Origin of the sequence: Kitasatospora indigofera, assembly GCF_014655955.1 — a bacterium.
GTDB lineage: Bacteria > Actinomycetota > Actinomycetes > Streptomycetales > Streptomycetaceae > Kitasatospora > Kitasatospora indigofera.
Genome location: NZ_BNBO01000068.1, coordinates 1 through 15131, shown reverse-complemented (window position 1 = coordinate 15131; position 15131 = coordinate 1). Strand labels below are relative to the sequence as shown.

Annotated in this window: 12 protein-coding genes and 1 pseudogene; 7 read left to right on the top strand and 6 right to left on the bottom strand. The window is 73.4% G+C overall.

What is annotated here, in order from left to right; genetic code table 11:
- Nucleotides 1–458: 458 nt before the first annotated feature.
- Both IE329_RS35115 and IE329_RS35110 read left to right on the top strand, forming a co-directional pair.
- The gene (locus IE329_RS35115; RefSeq protein WP_190215090.1) at nucleotides 459–686 is read left to right on the top strand and encodes a hypothetical protein; all 228 of its coding nucleotides are present in this window, start codon (nucleotides 459–461) and stop codon (nucleotides 684–686) included.
- A 15-nt stretch (nucleotides 687–701) separates the two neighbouring features.
- Nucleotides 702–1133 (top strand): MerR family transcriptional regulator, encoded by a 432-nt coding sequence (locus IE329_RS35110; protein WP_190215089.1) that lies wholly within the window; start codon nucleotides 702–704, stop codon nucleotides 1131–1133.
- A 1023-nt stretch (nucleotides 1134–2156) separates the two neighbouring features.
- On the opposite strand, the gene IE329_RS35105 is transcribed toward IE329_RS35110, so the two are convergent.
- Nucleotides 2157–2732 (bottom strand): helix-turn-helix domain-containing protein, encoded by a 576-nt coding sequence (locus IE329_RS35105; RefSeq protein WP_190215088.1) that lies wholly within the window; start codon nucleotides 2730–2732, stop codon nucleotides 2157–2159.
- A gap of 120 nt (nucleotides 2733–2852) precedes the next feature.
- Here IE329_RS35105 and IE329_RS35100 point away from each other — a divergent pair, with 120 nt between their 5' ends.
- The 3 genes from IE329_RS35100 to IE329_RS35090 are packed head-to-tail and all read left to right on the top strand — an operon-like array spanning nucleotide 2853 to nucleotide 5105.
- Complete coding sequence (locus tag IE329_RS35100) at nucleotides 2853–3686, top strand: DMT family transporter (RefSeq protein ID WP_190215087.1); 834 nt, start codon at nucleotides 2853–2855, stop codon at nucleotides 3684–3686.
- Nucleotides 3687–3709: 23 nt separating this feature from the next.
- A complete protein-coding gene (locus tag IE329_RS35095) occupies nucleotides 3710–4357 on the top strand; it encodes an FMN-binding negative transcriptional regulator (protein ID WP_190215086.1) in 648 nt (215 codons plus the stop codon).
- A 40-nt stretch (nucleotides 4358–4397) separates the two neighbouring features.
- Nucleotides 4398–5105, top strand: coding sequence for a B3/B4 domain-containing protein (locus IE329_RS35090; protein WP_190215085.1), 708 nt, complete (start codon nucleotides 4398–4400; stop codon nucleotides 5103–5105).
- A 1549-nt stretch (nucleotides 5106–6654) separates the two neighbouring features.
- Here IE329_RS35090 and IE329_RS41735 read toward each other — a convergent pair.
- The gene (locus IE329_RS41735) at nucleotides 6655–8139 is read right to left on the bottom strand and encodes an acyl-CoA dehydrogenase family protein (RefSeq protein ID WP_190215084.1); all 1485 of its coding nucleotides are present in this window, start codon (nucleotides 8137–8139) and stop codon (nucleotides 6655–6657) included.
- Nucleotides 8140–8213: 74 nt separating this feature from the next.
- On the opposite strand from IE329_RS41735, the gene IE329_RS35080 reads away from it, so the two are divergent.
- Nucleotides 8214–8786, top strand: coding sequence for a TetR/AcrR family transcriptional regulator (locus tag IE329_RS35080; RefSeq protein ID WP_190215083.1), 573 nt, complete (start codon nucleotides 8214–8216; stop codon nucleotides 8784–8786).
- Nucleotides 8787–8853: 67 nt separating this feature from the next.
- Here IE329_RS35080 and IE329_RS35075 read toward each other — a convergent pair whose 3' ends face one another.
- Together IE329_RS35075 and IE329_RS41730 are read right to left on the bottom strand one after the other, a co-directional pair.
- On the bottom strand, nucleotides 8854–9120 hold the full coding sequence (locus tag IE329_RS35075; RefSeq protein ID WP_190215121.1) for a hypothetical protein: 267 nt from the start codon (nucleotides 9118–9120) through the stop codon (nucleotides 8854–8856).
- 877 nt (nucleotides 9121–9997) lie between these two features.
- Nucleotides 9998–11206: pseudogene (locus tag IE329_RS41730) on the bottom strand (ScbA/BarX family gamma-butyrolactone biosynthesis protein); the annotation flags it as partial.
- A 149-nt stretch (nucleotides 11207–11355) separates the two neighbouring features.
- Here IE329_RS41730 and IE329_RS35065 point away from each other — a divergent pair.
- Nucleotides 11356–11985 (top strand): ScbR family autoregulator-binding transcription factor, encoded by a 630-nt coding sequence (locus tag IE329_RS35065; RefSeq protein ID WP_190215082.1) that lies wholly within the window; start codon nucleotides 11356–11358, stop codon nucleotides 11983–11985.
- A gap of 461 nt (nucleotides 11986–12446) precedes the next feature.
- Here IE329_RS35065 and IE329_RS35060 read toward each other — a convergent pair whose 3' ends face one another.
- Together IE329_RS35060 and IE329_RS35055 are read right to left on the bottom strand one after the other, a co-directional pair.
- The gene (locus IE329_RS35060) at nucleotides 12447–13193 is read right to left on the bottom strand and encodes an SDR family NAD(P)-dependent oxidoreductase (protein WP_190215081.1); all 747 of its coding nucleotides are present in this window, start codon (nucleotides 13191–13193) and stop codon (nucleotides 12447–12449) included.
- 268 nt (nucleotides 13194–13461) lie between these two features.
- Nucleotides 13462–15087, bottom strand: coding sequence for an AMP-binding protein (locus tag IE329_RS35055; protein ID WP_190215080.1), 1626 nt, complete (start codon nucleotides 15085–15087; stop codon nucleotides 13462–13464).
- Nucleotides 15088–15131 lie beyond the last annotated feature (44 nt).

Sequence of the window (15131 nt, the reverse complement as noted above, 5' to 3'; positions counted from 1 at the left end):
CGGACGACGGACGACGGGCGCCGTGGGACTCGAACCACGCGGGGCACGGGCGACGCGGGGCACGGGCGGCAGGCGGCGGGCATGGCGGGCGCACGGTCACGGTGGCACGGGCCACGGGCCACGGGCCACGGGCCGCGGGCCACGGGCCGCGGGGAGCCGACGGCCGGACGGACGGGAGCGGCCCCGCCACGGGGATACCGACACCCGGGGACACGGCCCGGTCCGAGCCGGGCCGGGCGGGCGGACCGGCCGGGCCAACGCGGCAGCCGGGGAAGCGGATCGGCGGGGCGCGGGCCGGCGGGCACAGCCGGGCGACCGGGCGGACCGGCCGGGGTGGCCGGGGTGGCCGGGACGGTCCGGCGGGGGCCCGACCGGGACGGGGAGTGTGACGCCAATCACACCGCAATAATACCTTCGCGAAGGTATTATTGCGGTGTGAAGCGATGGATGGACAGCACATGACCGCGCTCGCACTGCGGGAGAAGGTCCGCGCCTACAACCGGCGGGCCGAACTCGTCCGGGCCCTGGACCATCTGCCCCCGGGCCCCGCACCGCACCGTCCGCGGCCCCCCGGGGCCGGGCAGGACGGGCCCGCGCCCGGCGCGGCCCAGGCCGCCCACGCACCGCTGCCCGCGGCCCCCGGTCCCCCCTCAGCAGTACCGCACCTCCCCTCCCCTGCCGCCTGACGAAGGGTCGCCACCGTGTCCACGCCCGCATCCGCCGCCACCCGCCCCGCCGAGACCTTCTCCCCCGTCGAGGTCGAACGGATCAGCGGCCTCTCCTCCGAGGACCTCCTGTGGTACGAGGAACTGGGACTGATCGACTCCGTCTCGCGCGAACCCGGCGGCCAACGCGTCTACTCCGCCTCCAACCTGCGCTGGCTGGAATTCCTCAACCGGCTGCGCTCCACCGGGATGCCGGTCCAGGAGATGGGCCACTACGTCGAACTCGCCCAGGCCGGCGACCACACCGTCGGCGAACGACGCGACCTGCTCGCCGGCCACCGCCGACGCGTCCTCGCCCACGCCGAGGAACTCGCCGCCACCGTCCACTACCTCGACTGGCAGATCGACTTCTACGAGAAGAAGCGCACCGCCCTGGCCACCGGCCCCGGCCACACCGAAGCAGACTGACCCCCACCCGCACACACCCCCACCCCGCCGGCCCCGGACCCCCACACCCGGGCGGCACACCCGTCCCCGCACACCCGGGCACCCCGACCGGCCCCCGGGCCGGCCACCACCGCAGACGGGCACAGCACACGAGACACGACCCGGGACCACAGACCGGCCCACCGGCACCGGCACGGGCACCTGCCCGGGCACCGGCCCGGGCACCGGCGCCGGCAGGGGCACAGGACCGGGTACGGGCAACCCAGGTGCGGGTGCACGGCAGGCGGCACCACCGGACCCACCGCCCACGGCGCAGCACCGCACCGCAGCCGGACACACCGCGCACGGACCGGCCGACGCACCGCGGACGGACGGGCGGACGCACCGGCGGCGCAGCAGGCCGGCACCGGGCCACCCCGAGGCACGGCATCCCCGGCACCGGCCGCCCGCTCCCGCCCACGACAGCACACACCGACACCGCCCCGCCCCCACCCCGGCACGCGCCCACCCGCCCTCGGACGAGTGGCCCCAACGACGTTCCCCCGAAGCACGCTCACCCACCCGCCACCGGCCCACACGCCCACGGGCCGCACGTCCCGGCCCCCACGACCAGGGCCGGCAGCAGGACGACCGGACGGCGACACGCGCACCCGGCCCGGGCACCCACACCAACGGCTCCCCGGCACGCCTCCGCCCGTCGCCCGGGCGCCCGCAACCTTGATGCACCCCGGGCACGTCCCGCCCACTCTCGGACAGGTGCGCGGGCCCGCAACGGCACTGCACCCGGGACACGTTCACCGGCTCACCGGCCCACACGCCCACAGACCCACGTCCGCCCCGCACGGCCCGGCCCGGCCCGCACGACCAGGGCCGACGCCAGGACAACCGGACGGTGACTGATGAGGATCTCGGAAAACGGCCAGGTCTACTCGCGATTCCCCACTTCGTCTGGCCTTCAACTGAGTGGGGAGTTTCGGTGCGCAGGGTGCAGTCCCGGCCGCGCCTCCGAGCGGGGGCCGTCCGCCTCGCGGGGCCATCGGAAACCTACGCCGGTCCCGGGGGCAGGTGGACGGTCATGATCAGGTGGCAGGTCCCGGTGCCCGTGCCGCGGTAGGTGTGGGCTGCGTCGGCGTCGAAGGCGGCGGTCTGCCCGGCGGCGACGGGGTGCTCGGTGCCGTCGACGACGAGGACCATCTCGCCGGCGGTGACACTGACGGTCTCGCTCACGCCGGCCTGATGGGGGTGGCTGGGGTACTCCTCGCCGGGTTCCAAGGTCCAGCGCCAGACCTCGGTGGGGGCCGGGCCGCCGGTGGTCAGCATGAGACGGGCCTCGCCGCCGTGCTCGCCCTTCCACAGGGGCGCTACGGCGGCGCTGTCCACCACCCGTACGCGCTGCTCGGTGCGGCCTTCGGTCAGCGCGGAGACGGAGACGCCGAGGGTGTCGGCGAGGCGGACCAGGGTGGCGAAGTTCGGATTGCCCTGGGCCTTCTCCAGGGCGACGAGGGCACCCTTGCTGACCTTGGCGCGGCGGCCGAGCTCGTCCAGGGACAGTCCGGCGCGGGTGCGGGCCGCGCGGACGTTGCTCGCGAGCGCCTGCAGCGCCGCCTCGGTCTCGGTCATCGCCGTCACCCTTCGCTCCAGCAGGTCGGTGCACTGCACCGTTCGGTCGGTCGATCGACAACCATCGGTCGTTTCGTTGTACGGTGTAGTCGTTCCATTGATAGTAAGGGATGTACCACCGTGATCGCCCTCCTGCTGGCCCTGGGCAGTTCCCTGGCATACGGGTGCGCCGACTTCCTCGGAGGACTCGGCGCCCGCAAGGCCCACGTCCTGCGCACCGTGATGGTCGCCGCCCCGGCCTCGCTCACCGTCGAACTGCTGCTGTGGCCCTTCCTCGGCGCCTCCTTCGCCCCCGCCACCCTCGCCTGGGGCGCGGCCTCCGGCGTGGCGTCGGCCGCCGCGTTCGCGCTGCTCTACAAGACCCTGGCGATCGGCCCGATGAACGTACTCTCCCCGATCACCGCGCTGGTCTCGGCGATGCTGCCGGTGACCGTCGGCCTGCTGCAGGGCGAGCACCTGGGGCCGGCCGCCCTGATCGGCCTGCCCCTGGCCCTGGCGGCCGTGGTGCTGGTCAGCGCCGGGCCCGGCGGCGGCACCCGCCCCTCGCGCACCGCCCTGCTGCTGGCCTTCGGCGCCGGCGCCGCCATCGCCCTGCAACTGGTCTTCCTGCACCAGGCGCCCGCCGACAGCGGCGTCGGTCCGCTGATCGTCGGCCGCGCCGTCTCCTCCGCGGTCACCCTGGCCGCCGCCGGGGCGATGTTCCGGCGCCTGGGCCCGGAGAAGCCCGCCTACGCGATCTCGGCCGCCGCCGGCGTGCTCGACTCCGTGGCCAACCTGCTGTTCCTGCTCGCCGCCCGCAGCGGCGACCTGGCCGTCGTCGCCGTCATCACCGCCCTCTACCCGGCCGGCACCGTCCTGCTCGCCCGCAGCGTCCTGGGCGAACGCATCCACCGCGGCCAACTGGTCGGCCTGGGCGTCGCCGCCCTCGCCGTCAGTCTCCTCGCCCTCGCCTGAACCCCGTACGAAAGGAACCCGTGATGTTCATCCAGCCTTGGGACGCCGCACTGGACGACGCCGAATGGCAGGCGTGGATCGCTGACGGCCACGACTTCGGCATCCTCAGCGTCAACGGCCTGCCCGGCCACCCACCGACCGCCGTGCCCACCCACTTCACCACCCACGACACCGCACTGCTGATCCACTTCGCCCGCCCCAACCCCGCCTGGAAGGCGATCGAGGCCGACCCGAACGTCACCTTCACCGTCACCGGCGACTACGCCTTCGTCCCCGGCCCCTGGCGCGCCAAGCCCGGCACCCCGCCCAACGACGGCGTCCCCACCAGCTACTACGCCGCCGTCCAGTTCACCTGCCGGGCCGCGGTCATCGACGACCCCCAGGCCAAGGCCGACCTCCTGCGCCACCAGATGGCCCACTTCCAGCCCGACGGCGACCACACCCCCATCGAGGCCGACCGGCCCCCCTACGGGCGGATGCTGTCCGGCATCCGCGGCCTGCGCCTGGACGTCACCGAGGTGCGGGCGAAGTTCAAGTACGACGACCACAGGCCCGCCGAGCACCGCACCACCACCGCCCGCCGACTCACCGAGCGCGGCACCGCCCTGGACGCGCCCACCGCCGCCCAGCAACTGCGCCGTCTGGAGCGCATCGGCACCTGGAAGCCCTGAACCCGCCCCGTCCCGCCCCTTGAACGGACACTCCTTCGCGATGACCACCTTCCGCCTCAGCCCCACCGTCGCCGACGCCTTCCCCGACACGCTCATCGCCATCGTCACCGCCTCCGGCCTGCGCGGCCACGAGCCCTGGCCGGCCACCGTCGCCGCCCAGGAAGACCTGGAGGCCCGGCTCGCCGCCGGCACGTGGGCCCCCGCCGACGAGAGCGACCCGCGCATCGAGGCGTGGCACACCGCCTACCGCTCCTTCGGCACCAACCCCCGCCGCGTCCGGCCCAGCGTCGACGCTCTGGGCCGCCGTCTGGCGAAGAAGGGCTCCCTGCCCCGGATCAACCCGGCCGTCGACTCCTACAACACCGTCTCCGTCCGCCACGGCCTGCCCGCCGGTGCCTTCGACCTCGACCGTGTCACCGGTGACATCGACATCCGCCACGCCGAGGGCAACGAGACCTTCACCCCGCTCGGCGAACCCGACACCGTCGAGCACCCCAAGCACGGCGAGGTCGTCTACACCGACACCATCGACGTCCTCACCCGCCACTGGAACCACCGCGACGCCCACCGCACCCGCGTCACCGAGGACTCCACCCACGTCGCCTTCGTCATCGAAACCCTCCACGCCACCCGCGACAGCCACCTCCTGACCACCGCCGCCGACGAACTGACCGACCTACTCGCCGGCCGCTGCACCCGGAGCACCGTCCACTACCTCAGCCCCGCACACCCGCAAACCACTCCCTGACGGCAGCCGTTGAAGCCCGGGGCCGCCCGCTCGTGCAGCATGCGGGACTGTGCCTGCCGGCCAAGGGCACCTGCGGCATACTGCGCGCTGGCCTGGGACCGCCCATGACAGTCCGTCCCGCCCTGAACCTGGCGGCCGGGCGGCCCCTCCCAAGCGGTGCCCGGCCACAGGCCAGCCCGCCACAGGGTGGGGAATCGTGGGAGCAGGCCTGAGGAACACCCGAGCGTGGGGTGGGGAAATCCAGGGAGCCTCATCATGACGCGCACGCGCTCCACCCCGGGCACCCGCACGAGCCCCCCGCCAGGTTGTCACCCGCCCCCGGACGTGTCCGCCCCTCCGCAGGCCCACCTGCCCGCAACCGCGGTACACCCCGGGATGCTTCGCCGTTCGCGGATGCGCGTGCCGGCAACGGCAAGACACGCAGGCTCTCCGCCCGCAGTCCCGAGTGCCGCAACGACCTTGCACCCCAGGCACGTTCACCGGCCCACACGCCCACGCCCACACGCCCACGCCCACAGGCCCACGTCCGCCCCGCACGGCCGAGGCCGGCGGCAGGACGCCCCGCTGGCGACGTGAGTGCGCTTTTGCCCCGGGCACCCGCGGCACGCGTCCGCCCGTCCGCCCGTCCGCAGGCCCAGGTGCCCGCAACAGCGCTGCACCCAGGACGCTTCGCCGTTCGCGGATGCGCGTGCCGGCAGCGGCAAGGCATCCGGGGCACGTTCACCCGACAGCCCCTGGCCGGGCCCGCACGGCCGGGGCAGGCGGCAGAACGACCGGACGGTGACGCGCATGCCCTCCACCCGGGCACCCGCACGGGCACCCGCACCAGCGGCGCCCTCGGCACGCGTCCACCCGGACGTGTCCGCCCGGCCGCCCGGAATGCCACCACCCGTTCGCAGGTGGACGCGTACACCCGTGCGCAAATACGGGAAGGTACGTCGGCCTGTCCGCGGGCTCTCCGCCCGCAAGCCCCTGCGCCGCACCGACCTTGCACCCCGGGCACGTTCACCGGCCCACACACCCACACGCCCACACGCCCACGTCCGCCCCGCACGGCCGGGCCCGCACGACCAGGGCCGGCAGCAGGGCCGGCAGCAGAGCGACCGGACGGCGAGACGCATGCCCTCCACCCCCGGCACCCACAACGGCCGCTCCCCCGGGCGCGCCTCCGCCCTCATCTCGGATGAGGAGCGGCAACGGCATTGCACCCGGGGCACGCTCACCGGATCACCGGCCCACACCCCCGGGCCGCCCGCCCCGGCCCGCACACCCAGGACGGACAACAGGACGGACGGTGACACGCATGCCCCCCCGGCACCCCAACGACAGCTCCCCCGGCACGCCACCACCCGTTCACCCGGAGCGCACCGCCGTCCCTCCGCAGGCAGGCGGATGCGCCCGCCGCAGACGGCCGCGCCCGTGCGCAGGTGCGACCGCCCGTTCACCCGGAGCGCCACCGTCCCTCCGCGGGTGGGCGGGCGCGCCCGTGCGTACGGGGCGGGCGCGGCTGTTCACGGGGCGGGTGCGGCTGTTCACGGGGCGGGTGCGGTCAGGGTGCGGCCGGCCGGAGGACCGCGGCGGCGTAGGCCTCGGCGGCGGGTCCCATCCGCAGGGCGCCGTGGGAGGCGACCGTCGTCACGTCCCGGCACAGGCGCAGCAGGGTGGTGCCCTGCTCGTCCTCGTGGGGGCCGGCGGTGTCCGCCAGGCGCCGGACGGCGGTGGCGAGGAGGGTCACGGCGAGGACGGCGTCGCGTCGGTTGCGGGCCACGAGCCGGTCGGTGACGGGTTCGGTGTCGGCGCGGCGGGCGGCCTCGGTGAGCAGCAGCCGGGCCGCCTCGACCTCGCCCGAGGAGCGGGTGAGGATGTCCGCGGTCCCGGCGGCCACAGCGGTGCCGTGGGCATCGGCGGTGCCGGCGGTCATGGCGGTCCCGTGGGCCCCGACGGTCCCGCTGCCGGCGGCAGGAGTCCCGGCGGCCACAGCGGTGCCGTGGGCATCGGCGGTGCCGGCGGTCATGGCGGTGCCGTGGGCCCCGGCCGTCCCGCTGCCGGCGGCAGGAGTCCCGGCGGCCACGGCGGCCACACCCCTGCCAGCCACGGCGGTGCCGGTGCCGACCGTGCCGGCGGTCATGGCGGTCCCGTGGGCCCCGGCCGTCCCGCTGGCGACGGCGACGGTACCGGTGCCGGGGGTGCCAAGGGCCGCCGCGGCGGTGCTGCCGGTGCCAGGGGCGCCGCCGGTGCCGGGGGTCCCGATGCCGGTGCCGGTGCTGCCGGCGGTCCCGGTGCCGGTGCCGGCGCGGTGGGTCCACAGGTGCAGGGCGCGGGTGGCGGCGCCGAGGGCGGGGGCGGCGAACATCAACGCGCCGGCCAGGTGCGCGGGTGCGCCGTGGCAGCGGGGCAGGCCGGCACCGGGGCGCCCCGCCGTCAGGTTGGCGAGCAGGAACGTGCGGTGGTACGGGACGTGGACGGACTCGGCGAGCACGGAGTTGCTGCCGGTACCGCGCATGCCCGGACTGTCCCAGGTGTCCAGGACACCCAGGTCACCGGCCGGCACCGCCAGCACCCGGGCACGCCGGTCCGCACCCCGCCCCTCCCACGCCGCGAGCAGGACCCAGTGCGCGAAGTCGACGCCGCTGGCACACTCCCAGCGCCCGCTCAGCAACAGACCCCCGGGAACGGGAAGCACGGTGCCGGCCGGCGGCGCGAGAGCCGCCGCGATCCGCGCGTCGGGACCCTGCGCCCACACCTGCGCCCGCCCGCGCTCCGGCAGGAAGGAAGCGATGCGCCCATGGGCGGCCAGCAACGCCCCGCACCAGGCCGCACAGGGACATCCCCGCTCCGCCAGCACGGCACTGCGGGCCACCAGCTCCGCGAAACCGCCCTCCTCCCCGCCCCAGCGCCGCGGCACGAAATGCCGGGCGAAACCGGCGTCCACCAACGCCTGGACCGTCTCCCCGCACAACCGCCGCTCACGCTCCGCACGCCCCGCATTGCGGGCCGCGACGACGGCGGCATGGCCGAGCAGATCATCACGCATATAACATTCCTTCACGAAGGTATCGTTGATGGGGATGTCACACCACATCACAACCGACCCCGGGGGGACACCCGATGAGCAAGCAACAGGCCCGAGCACGCCAGACCTACCAACGGGCCCTCGACGCCGCCGGCACCGAGTTCGCCCGGCACGGCTTCGCCGACGCCAGCCTCCTGCGCATGGCACAGCGCATGAACCTCACCAAAGGCGCCCTCTACGGACACTTCAGCTCCAAGGGCGAGATCGCCGCCGCCCTCGTCGCCCTCCTCGACGAACTCCTCCCCCACCCCGCCGCACCCCACCCCGGCACCGACCCGCTCACCGACCTGCGGGACATGGCCCTCACCATCGCCCGCGCCGTCGAATCCGACATCCAGGTCAACGCCGCCCTGCGCCTGGCCGTCGACGGAGCACTCACCGGCGAGAGCGCACCACCCTTCCTCGAAGAACTGCGCCGACGCGCAACCCAACTCCTCGAAACCTCCACCCCCGCACCCCCCGCCGAACCCGCCGTCCTCGCCGACCTCCTCGTCGTCGTCCTCGTCGGCGCCTACTACACCGCCCCCACCCTCCAACGCTCCGGAATGTCCACCAGGGTGCAAGCCATCTGGGACGCACTCGCCCCCCACCCGCCCCGAACCCCATGACCCCCCACCGGCAACGCCCACACCCCCGTCGACGTCGCCAACGTCGAACCACCCTGCACCGCATCAATCACCAACCGCCGCACACCCCCACCACCCCCACCACCCCCACAATCCTCCCGCACCACCAACCCCACCGGACGATCCAACTCACCGAACGCCAAACACACCGTCGACAACGACAACAACACCGGCACCCCACCCACACCACCACCAGCACCACCACCACTGGCACCACCCACACCACCACCAGCACCAACGGCATCCACGACAGCAACGCCAGCACCACCAGCAGCACCACCAGCACCACCACCAGCACCACCAGCACCAGCGGCATCCGCGACGGCGACACCCTCCCAAACGGTCGCGGCACCCGGAACGGCACAACCCAGCCCGCCGGCGCGACCCTGCCCGCCACCACCGGCACCCGGAACGGTGACGCCCTCCGAAACGGTCGCGGCGTCCGGAACGGCACAACCCTGCCCGGCGGCGCGACCCTGCCCGCCACCACCGGCGCCCGGGACGGTGACGCCCTGCGCAACGGTGACGCCCTGCGCAACGGTCGCGGCGTCCGGAGCGGTGAAATCCCCGGGACCTGCGTCGCCCACCGGAACAGGCAACGGGCCCTGCCCGGCGCGCCCCTGCAGGGCGGCGGCACCCCCAGGAACCTCGCCCGGACCCCGCACGGCACTGCCGGCACCCGCGACGGCGCCCTCCGGGAAGGTGCCGGCATCCGGGACGGAGAGACCCCCAAGAACCACGCCACCCACCGGACCGGACAACGGGCCCTGCCCGCCACCACCGGCACCAGGACCCTGCCCCGTGACGCGCCCCTCCGGGGCCGCAGCGCCCCCACGAACCTCACCCGGACCCTGCCCGCCACCACCCACGCCCGGCACCGTGCCGGCATCCGGGACGGAGAGACCCCCAAGAACCACGCCACCCACCGGACCGGACAACGGGCCCCGCCCGCCGATGCCGGCACCCGGGACACCGAGGCCCTCCGCCCCAACACGGCCCTGCCCGACGGCGCGACCCTGCCCGCCACCACCGGCACCCGGGACACCAGGACCCTGCCCCGTCGCGCGCCCCTCCGGGGCCGCAGCGCCCCCACGAACCTCGCCCGGACCCCGCACGGCACTGCCGGCATCCGGAACAGTGCCGCCGTCCGGGACGGAGAGCCCCTCCCCCTCCCCCGGGCCCCCCGAAGAAGTGACCAGATGATGCCCCAACTGCCGGAAACCCTCCAGCATCACCATCAACGGCACATGGTCACCCGGATGATCGAAAAGAATCGCATGATCAAGATCCAACCCCAACTCCCACCCCCCACCCGCCCGCACCACCACACTGTCCTTCGCCCGCAACCGCCCCACCGCCGCCGCCGGCAACCGCCACCCCGACCCCGGACCCCCCACAGCGGCAGCAGCGGCACCCGCCCGGCCCTCCGCAGCGGCAGCAGCGGCAACACCCGCCGGACCCCCCGCCGGACCCCCCGCCGCCGCAGCGGCAGCAGCCGCCCGCCCCCGCAACACCCCGTACCGCCTGCCGTCCACCACAACCACCCGCAGACTCCCCCGCCCACAACGCCGCCCACCCACCACCAACTCCACCTCCACACACACCCCGTGCCGCCGCGACGACGACACCCCCCACACCACCTCCAACACCACCGCAACCGGCACCGCCCCCACCCGCAGACCCACCGGATCCGTAATCTCAAAATCCAACCCACACCCCACAAAACGATCCGACAACGGAACCCCCCGAAACCGATGCCCCACAAACACCAACGCCTGACGAATCGTCTCCGCAAACAACAACGGATCACTCAACCCCGCCACATCCGGGTGATACAACGCATGATCACGCGGCCACTGCGCCGCCACCAAAAACCGCCCCTCCCCCAAATCCACCCCATCCGTCACAAACACCTCCGCCACCGCAGCCCGATGCACCAAACCCCGCGCAACCGGCCGCTCAAAACTCAACCCCACCCCCACACCAGGCACCGGACCCACCACCGAGCCCACCAGGTCCACCGGACCCACCGGACCCACCCCGCCACCGCCACGCTCACCCACCGGTTCCACCGGTTCCACCGGTTCCACCACCGGACCACGCGGGCCCACCCCGCCCCGCTCACCCCGCGGACCAGGCTCCCCCACCGGACCCACCCCGCCCGCCTCACCCGCCTCGCCACACCCACCCACCAAGCCTGCCGAACCCGCCGAACCCGCCGAACCCACCGGGTCCACCGGGCCCACCACGGGGCCAGGCCCACCCACCCCGCCGGGCTCGCCAGGCTCCCCCACCGGACCCACCGAACCCACCGGACCCACCTGGCCGACCTGGCCGACCTGGCCGACCTCGCCCGCCTGGCCACGCTGCGCGGGTATGACGGACACGACACGCTGCGACATCAACAATTCCCCCTTGACAGACCACCGACAAACCCGACAGCCGGCACCCCACCCACCGACACGACAGCAAATATACCTCCGAGAAGGTATATTTCAAGATGCACCACCCAACCGACCAACCACCCCCAACCACACACCACGAGGACCCCATGCCACCGGCGAACCCACCACGCCCCCCAGCAGTCAACCCCACCACCGAACACGGACGAGCCGGCCTCACCCAGGACCGCGCCCTACGGACCCGCGCCCAGATCCTCGGCGCCGCTGCCCACGCCTTCGCCGACAAGGGCTTCCCCGCCGTCACCGTCCAGGACATCGCCCAACTCGCCGGCATGACCAAAGGCGCCGTCTACTTCCACTACCCCAACAAGGAAGCCCTCGCCCGAGCCGTCACCGACGAGTTCTACCAAACCCTCGCCCACCTCACCCACGACATCGAACAACAACACCCCGACCCCCACGAGGCCATCACCCAACTCCTCACCCAAACCGCCCAAGCCTTCCAGAACAACACCCTCATCCAAGCCGGCGCCCGCCTCCAGATCGAACGCAACCTGATCAACACCGACCTCCCCACCCCGTACATCAACTTCACCCAAACCATCACCAACTGGCTCACCCGAACCACCCACCCCCACCCCCAAACCACCGCCCGCGTCCTCACCGCCGCCTTCTTCGGCGCCCAACACATCTCCTGGACCCTCAACAACCGCACCGACATCACCGAGCGCACCAAAGAAATCCTCGCCACCATCCTCCCCACCCCACCCACACCCTGACCAGACCCGGCAGGCGACAGGCCAGTGGCAGGCAGGCGACGAGCCGCACCCGGAAGGAGGCAGGTGAACACGGGCGGACGCGGGTGACACCGCACGCCAACCGGGGGCCGGGGTCGACGACGCGCCACCGGGGCCCAGGTGTGCCACCTTGGAATGAGAACGACCCGGCCCCCGCGAAAGGAGCGGACATGTCGTCCAAGCGACGCCGCAAGAAGAAGGCACGCAGTAAGCACAAAGCCAACCACGGCCGCCGCCCACAGTGCTGAGCGCCTGAAAAGACCCAGCACCAGCACTGGTACCACCGCCGTGCACGGGAACCGGACAACAGGCCCCCGACGGCACCACAGCGAACGGCCGGCGCCGGCGTCGGCGCCTCGCCGCGTGGCAGCACGACGGCGCGGGCACGCCCCAAGAGGTCAGGGACGGGCCCGCGCCGCGTGCGCACGCCGTGCAGGGAGGACTCAGCCGAGCTTCTTCAGCCCCGCGCCGGTCAGCAGGTACCCGGGCGCCACCTCGGTGGCCTTCTCACCCACCAGCTCCAGCAGCGCGGCGCCGGCGATCTCCGGGGTCAGCACCGGACCCATCTGCTGCAGGTACTCCTCCTGCGACTGCCCGTTGCGCACCGCGTAGGCCCGTGCCGCGGAACGGCCCAGCTCCGTCGCCGGCGTCATCCGGGGCAGCACGGTCGTGAACGTGATGTCCAGCCCCGCACGCTGCGCCTCGTCCTGTGCGTAGCCGGTGATGAAACGCTGGGTGGCCTTCGCCCCCGCGTAACCACCGCTGAGCGGCGATCCGGCCAGGGCCGCGCCGCTGCTGACCACGATGACCCGGGCCCCAGGACGCAGCGGCTTGAGGAGGATCTCCCGCAGCCAGTGGAAGGTGATCCGCACGTCGCTCTCCCAGTTCGCGGAGAACGACTCCCAGGTGTGCTGCTGCAACGGACGCATGAGCGGATTCGCACCCGCCACCACGATCACGTTGTCCGGCTCGTGAAGGTCCAGGAGCCGGCCCGCCACCGACGCGTCACCCGCGTCGGCGAGCTCCGCCACGATGCCACCCTCCCCGCCGACCGCCGCAGGGAACTCCGCCGCCGTCCGGGACACCGCCACCACCGGAGCGCCCGCCTGCGCGAAGGCCCCGGCAATCCCCCGTCCCAGCCCCCGGCTAGCCCCCACCACAATGGTGGTCCTGCCCGACAGATCACTCATGACGTCCTCCCAGACCCGTGCCGAAACCCGCACCGGGACAACCCCGGCCCGAAAACAACCTCACTACCCGGCCACCGGCAACAAGGCCGGGACCAGGACCCCGGCCACCGGCCACCGGCCACCAGCCACCAGCCACCAGCCACCAGCCACCAGCCACCAGCCAAACCGTCCCGCGATCCCGTGATCCGGCAACTACGTTACAACGGACAGCTTCTGACGATACGCCAGAACTGCTGGCAGTCTGACCGCCGGCGGCGAGCGGGGCACATCACCGAGCGGCGCGTTCGCGCTCCTTCAGACTTCGGCGTTCGGTCTTGCCGACGGGGGTGCGCGGGATCGCGTCGATGAATTCCACCTGCCGGACCTTCTTGTACGGTGCGACGCGGTCGGCGACGAACGCCATGATCTCCTGGGCCGTGACCGGTTCCCGTACGACCACGAACGCCTTCGGGATCTCGCTGGCCTCCTCGTCCGGCACCCCGATCACCGCCGCGTCGGCGACCTTGGGATGCGTCATCAGGACCGCTTCGAGCTCCACCGGTGAGACCTGCTGGCCCTTGTACTTGATCAGTTCCTTGATCCGGTCCACCAGGAACAGTTCCCCGTCCGCGTCGGCCCGCCCCAGGTCGCCGGTGTGCAGGAAGCCGTCCGCCTCCAGTACCTCGCGCGTCGCCTGCGGTGCGTCCAGGTACCCCTTCATCACGTGCGGGCCCCGTACCAGGACCTCGCCCTCCTGCCCCGGCCCCAGGGCCCGGCCCGTGGCGATGTCCACGATCTTGAACTCGATGTTCGGCGTCGCCCGGCCCACCGACCCCGCCGGCGAGCCCTCCACCTGCATGAACGACACCAGGCCCTCGGTGAGTCCGTAGCCCTGCCCCACCCGGCACCCCAACCGCTCCGCGCACAACCGCGCGATCTCCGGGTCCAGCGCCGCACCGCCCGAGACGATCGTGCGCACCGACGACAGGTCGAAGCGCTCCACCAGCGGGCTGCGCGCCAGCAGCACCGCGATCGTCGGCACCACGTACAGACGGGTGATCCGGTGGTCCTGGATCGCCTGCAGGTAGGCCTGCGGGTCGAAGCGCGGCATCGTCACCACGGTCGCACCCTGGCGCAGGCTCGCGTTCATCACCATGATCAGCCCGAACGCGTGATGGAACGGCGCCACCGCCAGGACCCGCTCCCCCTCGTCCAGCGGCGCCCCGCCGATCGTCTGCAGCACGTTGGCGCTCATGTTGCGATGCGTCAGCATCACCCCCTTCGGGCGCCCCGTACTGCCCGAGGAGTGCAACAACGCCACCACGTCCGAGGCCGCGTCCACCGCCACCACCGGCACCGGTCCACTCACCGGATTCGACGCGCCGGCGCCGGAAGCAGGCCCGGACGCAGGGTCGGACACAGAGCCGTCGGCGGGGCCGTCATGGCCCAGCAGCTCCGCGAACGGCGTCGCGCCGGGCGCCTGCCCGAACACCACCACCTCCCGCAGCTTGCTGCCCGCCACCAGCTCCGCCGCCCTGGCCGCCTGCTCCTCGCTGGTCACCAGGACGACCGCGCCCGCGCCGCCCAGATGCGTGAGGAGATCCTCCGTCGTGTCCAGCGGGTTGAGGACCACCACCGTGCCGCCCAGCGACGCCGCCGCGTGGAACACCACCGGGTACTCCGGCACGTTCGGCGCCAGCAGGGCCAGCACGTCCCCGCGGCCGAACCCGCGGGCCCGCAGAGCGCCCGCCACCCGCCTCACCCCGGCGACCAGCTCCCCGTACGTGAAGGAAGCCTCCCCCGCCAGGTCCACCAGCGCGACGCTGTCCGTCCAACGCCCGGCATGCTCCAGCACGAACGACGTGAACGCCGTCTCCGGAACCGGTGTCGGCGCGTGCGGCCCCGTGAAGATCATGACGCCGCGTCCCCGCGACGGTAGGTGCTCAGGCCCGGCTGGAA